This window comes from Streptomyces sp. McG3 (genome assembly GCF_018619185.1).
Classification (GTDB): domain Bacteria; phylum Actinomycetota; class Actinomycetes; order Streptomycetales; family Streptomycetaceae; genus Streptomyces.
This window is the reverse complement of sequence record NZ_JAAXYC010000455.1, coordinates 1-4,684: the sequence shown is the minus strand read 5'-3', so window position 1 is coordinate 4,684 and position 4,684 is coordinate 1. Positions and strand designations below refer to the sequence as shown.

Here is a 4,684-nt window from a genome sequence, read left to right as displayed (position 1 = left end):
GGGTGGGCCGGGCGGAGCGGGGATGTCGTACGGCGGTGGTACGGGGGTGCTGAACCGGGGGACGTCGAACACGGGGTGTCCGGCCGGGGGCGGTGGCCACCGCTTGGCGCACAAAACTGGTCCAGACCAATCAAGTTGTCAAGACCTCTGGCAGTAAAACGCCTTCAGCGAACGCACGTGCGAGGTCCTGTCGCGGCGTCGGCGACGGGGTGCCCGAGGCTCCGTGGAGGGTGCCGGGCGGGGGTTTTTTCCGCAGGGAACCGACCCGCGACCGCACATCGCCCCCCGCACGGGTGATCTTGTGGCAGATCTTCCGACGGTCACGGAAACGCCCTTACGAAAAGGAGGCCGACGCCTCGGAATCCAGTCTGACGTGCGCGAATGGATACCTGATCGAAAACCGGACGCAGGCTTCGGTAACGCTGCGCGATGTCAGTCGAGTTGGGTGGAATCGATTTCGTCCCGTTTAGCACCCGGACCCCGTAGGAACGGTGTTCGCATGATGGCGTACTGGTCTCCGATAACTGTTCTCTGCCTGGTGAGACGTGGCTAAAGTGCTGGGTCAGGAGCACGGAGCAGGAGCGATTGCGGCCGACGTCCCCACGTCGACCGGAGCCGAAACGGGGAAGAGCGTGCCGACCGCAATAGCAGTGACGAGCGCAGACCTGGTGCTGCCGCCCACCGACCAGCAGACGCCGACCGCCGCTCTGCTCCAGGCGCCCGAGGCCCAGGCGCTGGAGCTGGCGATCGGCGACATGCACCTGCTGCTGGAACAGCACGGGTATGTGATCGCCCTCTATCCCTCGGGCATCCGGCCCGAGCACGAGCGTCGCCTCCACTCCATCCGCTCGGTGCTGGAGAGCGACCGGATCGCCCTGGTCAAGGTGGACCTCCCGCCCCTCGGCCTCGCCGTACTGGTGCGCCAGCTCCGTCAGTTGTCCGTCTGCGACTTCAGCCCCGGGGTGGTCGCCTCCGCCGCCCGGCTGCTCTCGCACTACATCTACGCGGGTGCACTCCTCAACTCCGTCGCCCGCCTCGACCGGGTCCCGGTCAGCCTCAAGAGCCACGCCAAGTCCTGGGTCCCCGGATCCCAGTTCGCCGTGCTCGCCGGACCCGAGTCCCAGCTGGTGAAGGTGGGCCCGACCGTCGAACCGCCGACGGGACCGGATTTTGGTACGCATCTTCTGGTCGCCAAAGGGAATCTGCAGTCGGACTGGGTACAGGAGACCCTTGCGCCCGCCTGGAAGGTCCAGGCCATTCATGACGCCACGGTCCCGTCCGACTCACCGCGCTGGTGGGGCACGGGAAAGCTGGTGGAGTTCGCCGCCCATCTCCCGGACCTCTCCGTGCTCTACCAGTTGGTCTCCTCCGTACGCCGGGAAAAGTGTCACTGGTGCGCCATGGAACTCATCGGCGACCGCTGCGCATTCTGTTCCGCTCCTCTCGCGGCTTCGGAGAACCGCGCGCTCCCCACCGGTGTCCTCCATCACGGGGCCGGCGAATCACCGGGCCCCTAGCGAGACCGCTCCTCCCCGCAGGACCCGCTCCTCCCGGTTCCTGCCCGCACTCCCCGCACTCCCCGCACGAGACCGTCCCCGCTCCGGTCGGCCCGCAGCGGCGTTCCACCCGCAGATGTAAGCGCGTAACCCGCTCCACTTCTCCACCCGCTCCACCGCAGATGTATGCGCGTAACCGCTGCACCGCACCGCTCTCCCTGTCCGCAGTCCGTCCCACGCATCCGATTCGAACGAGGTTGTCCGGACCATGAACTCCCGCCAGCGCCGCGGCGTGATACTCCTGCTCCTGTCGGTCCTGTGTGCCTTCGCGGCCTTCGCCGGCGTGCTCTCGGTGATCAGCGACGTCAACTCGAAGGTCGGACCCGAGGTGACGGCGTACCAGCTGAAGACCAACGTGGCTCCGTACACAGCACTGAACAGCGGCCAGTTCGAGAAGATCAAGATGCCCAAACGCTGGCTCTCGGAGAACGCCGTGACCGACCTTCAGGAGGTCGAGTCGAAGATCGCGGTCACCGAGCTCCGCGAAGGCTCACTGCTCCAGTCGGACATGATGGTGCGCAAACCCGAACTCCGAGCGGGGGAGCAGGAGATCGCCATCATGATCGACGCCTCCACCGGTGTCGCGGGCAAGATCACACCGGGCGCGACGGTCAACATCTACGCCACGTTCGCCGGTGAGGAGCAGGGCGACGCGGCCCAGTCCAAGGTCATCGTCTCCAACGCCAAGGTGCTGGACGTCGGCGAGCTGACCGCCCTGGACCCGAGCGCGGACGACCGGGGGACCCGGGCGACCGAGGCCGTGCCGATCACCTTCGCCCTGAACACGCTGGACACCCAGCGCGTCGCGTACGCCGAGTCCTTCGCGGAGCACGTGCGGCTCGCGCTCGTCGCCCCGGGCAGCGACGGCACCATCCGTCCGGGGGACCGCACCTACACGCTCGACAAGGACAAGTGAGGATGGGATGACCACCAGAATCCTCCCCGCCGTCGGTGACCTCGACGCGGCCCGCTCCGTCACCACCCTGCTCAGCCAGCTGCCCGACGCCGAACCCGCGACCCCGGTCGGCGACTCCACCCAGCTCATCGACACCCTGGCCCGCCTCGCGGGCGAGGCGATCGACGAACTGCCCGAGGTGGTGCTGGTCCACGAGCGGATCGGCCCGGTGCCGGCCCTGGAGCTGATCCGGGAGGTGTCGATGAGGTTCCCGTCCGTCGGGGTCGTCATGATCACCGCGGACGCCAGCCCGAGCCTCTTCGCCGACGCGATGGACTCCGGGGCGCGCGGCCTGGTCACCCTGCCGCTGAGCTACGAGGAACTGGCCAACCGCGTCCAGGCGGCCGCCCAGTGGTCCTCCGGTGTACGCCGCCACCTCACCTCCGCGAACGACGTCTTCACCGGCCCCGGCGGCACGGTGGTCACGGTCACCGGTGCGAAGGGCGGCGTCGGCGCGACCGTCACCGCCATCCAGCTCGCCCTGGCCGCGCAGGCGTCCGGCAACACGGTGGCGCTGGTGGACATGGACCTCCAGACCGGGGACATCGCCTCGTTCCTCGACGTCCAGTTCCGCCGTTCCCTGGTCGACCTCGCCCTGATCACCGACATCTCGCCCCGGGTGCTGGCCGACGCGGTGTTCTCCCACTCCACCGGCCTCGCCCTGCTCCTCGCCCCCGGCGAGGGCGAACGCGGTGAGGAGGTCAGCGACCGTTCGGCCCGCCAGATCGTCAGCGCGCTCCGCACCCGCTACGAGATCGTCGTCATCGACTGCGGCGGCCAGATGAACGGGGCCAACGCCGCGGCCATCGAGATGGCGGACGTGGCCCTGCTGGTCACGACCCCGGACGTGATCGCGGTGCGCGGCGCGAAACGCATCGTACGGATGTGGGAACGGCTCCAGATCCGCAAGGCCGAGGAGACGGTCACCCTCGTCAACCGCTTCACCCGCAACACGGAGATCCAGCCGCCGCTGATCCAGAAGATCACCGGCACCCGGGTCGCCTCGGCGGCGATCCCGGCGAACTTCAAGGAACTCCAGGCGTCCATCGACTCCGGACGCCTGCACGAACTGGACGCCAAGAGCACGGTCAAGCAGGCGCTCTGGGGCCTGGCCGGAGAGCTGGGCATCGTCAAGGAGAGCGCGACGGCGAAGAAGAGCGGCAGCGCCCTGGTCAAGCGGAACAGCGGCGCTCCGAAGAACGACCGGGGCTCGATCGGACGCCCGCGCCGCCGGCGCGACGGCTCCGGCCGCGGACTCGGAGACTCCGAGGGGACACGTTGAGCGATGACCACCACAAGGACGGCACGGAGCGGCATACGGGGGCGGATCACCGCCCTACGTGACCGCCGGTACGGGAACGGCAACGGGACCGGGAACCGGAGACGGGACCGGGACCGCGGTCAGACCGCGATCGAGTTCCTGGGCATGACCCCCTTCATCATCCTGATCATGCTCGTGCTCTGGGAGTGCGCCCTGATCGGCTACACCTTCAGCCTCGCGGGCAACGCGGCCGACGTGGGCGCCCGCAAGGGCAGCGGGGCGGAGTACGGGGCGAGGGCGGCGTGCCGGGAAGGCGCGATGAAGGACCTCCCCGACGCCTGGGCGGACGAGGCGTCGGTGCGGTGCGGCGGCGGCAGCGGCCTGTACGAGGCCACCGTGAAGCTGAAGGTCCCGGTGCTGGTCCCGGGCCTGTTCGACCTCGACACCGAGATCACCGGCAAGGCCGGATCCCCGAGGGAGGATCAGCGATGACGACGCATCCGTACGGCGGGCGCACCCGATCCGCACGCGCGAGGGGCGACCGGGGCCAGGTCGCCATGGAGTACCTCGGCTTCCTCCCTCTCCTGCTCCTCGTCGCGATGGGGGCCATCCAACTGGGCCTGGCCGCGTACGCCGCCAACCAGGCGGGCACCGCCGCGCGCGCCGGAGCCCGTACGGAAGCCAGTCTGGACGCCCGGGGCAGCGGCCGGTCCAACGCCCGCGAGGCCGTGAGCGACTGGGTGGAGGACGGCGGATTCCGCTACCGCAAGAGCGGCGGCCAGGACATCACGGTCACGGTCCGGGTCAAGGTGCCGTCCGTCGTGCCGGGACTGGACGACTGGTGGGCCGAGCGGAGCACGACCATGCCCAACGAGAAGTCCCGGATCGGTTTCTGACCCCCGCCCCCATCCC

The 4,684-nt window shown here is 69.1% G+C and carries 5 protein-coding genes; all 5 read left to right on the top strand.

Annotated features, from left to right (window positions below; all coding sequences use genetic code 11):
• Positions 1-650 precede the first annotated feature (650 nt).
• The 5 genes from HET64_RS36735 to HET64_RS36715 all read left to right on the top strand — a co-directional run bounded on the left by HET64_RS36735 (position 651) and on the right by HET64_RS36715 (position 4,668).
• Positions 651-1,517: a hypothetical protein gene (locus tag HET64_RS36735; RefSeq protein ID WP_215111574.1), complete on the top strand. Its 867-nt coding sequence runs from the start codon at positions 651-653 to the stop codon at positions 1,515-1,517.
• 247 nt (positions 1,518-1,764) lie between these two features.
• Positions 1,765-2,472, top strand: a complete 708-nt coding sequence (gene cpaB, locus HET64_RS36730; RefSeq protein WP_215111573.1) for a Flp pilus assembly protein CpaB — start codon at positions 1,765-1,767, stop codon at positions 2,470-2,472.
• A gap of 7 nt (positions 2,473-2,479) precedes the next feature.
• Positions 2,480-3,793: an AAA family ATPase gene (locus HET64_RS36725; protein WP_215111572.1), complete on the top strand. Its 1,314-nt coding sequence runs from the start codon at positions 2,480-2,482 to the stop codon at positions 3,791-3,793.
• Between the two features lie 3 nt (positions 3,794-3,796).
• The gene (locus HET64_RS36720; RefSeq protein ID WP_215111571.1) at positions 3,797-4,264 is read left to right on the top strand and encodes a TadE family protein; all 468 of its coding nucleotides are present in this window, start codon (positions 3,797-3,799) and stop codon (positions 4,262-4,264) included.
• Positions 4,261-4,668, top strand: coding sequence for a TadE/TadG family type IV pilus assembly protein (locus tag HET64_RS36715; RefSeq protein ID WP_215111570.1), 408 nt, complete (start codon positions 4,261-4,263; stop codon positions 4,666-4,668). The genes HET64_RS36720 and HET64_RS36715 overlap by 4 nt, the downstream gene beginning before the upstream one ends.
• Positions 4,669-4,684 lie beyond the last annotated feature (16 nt).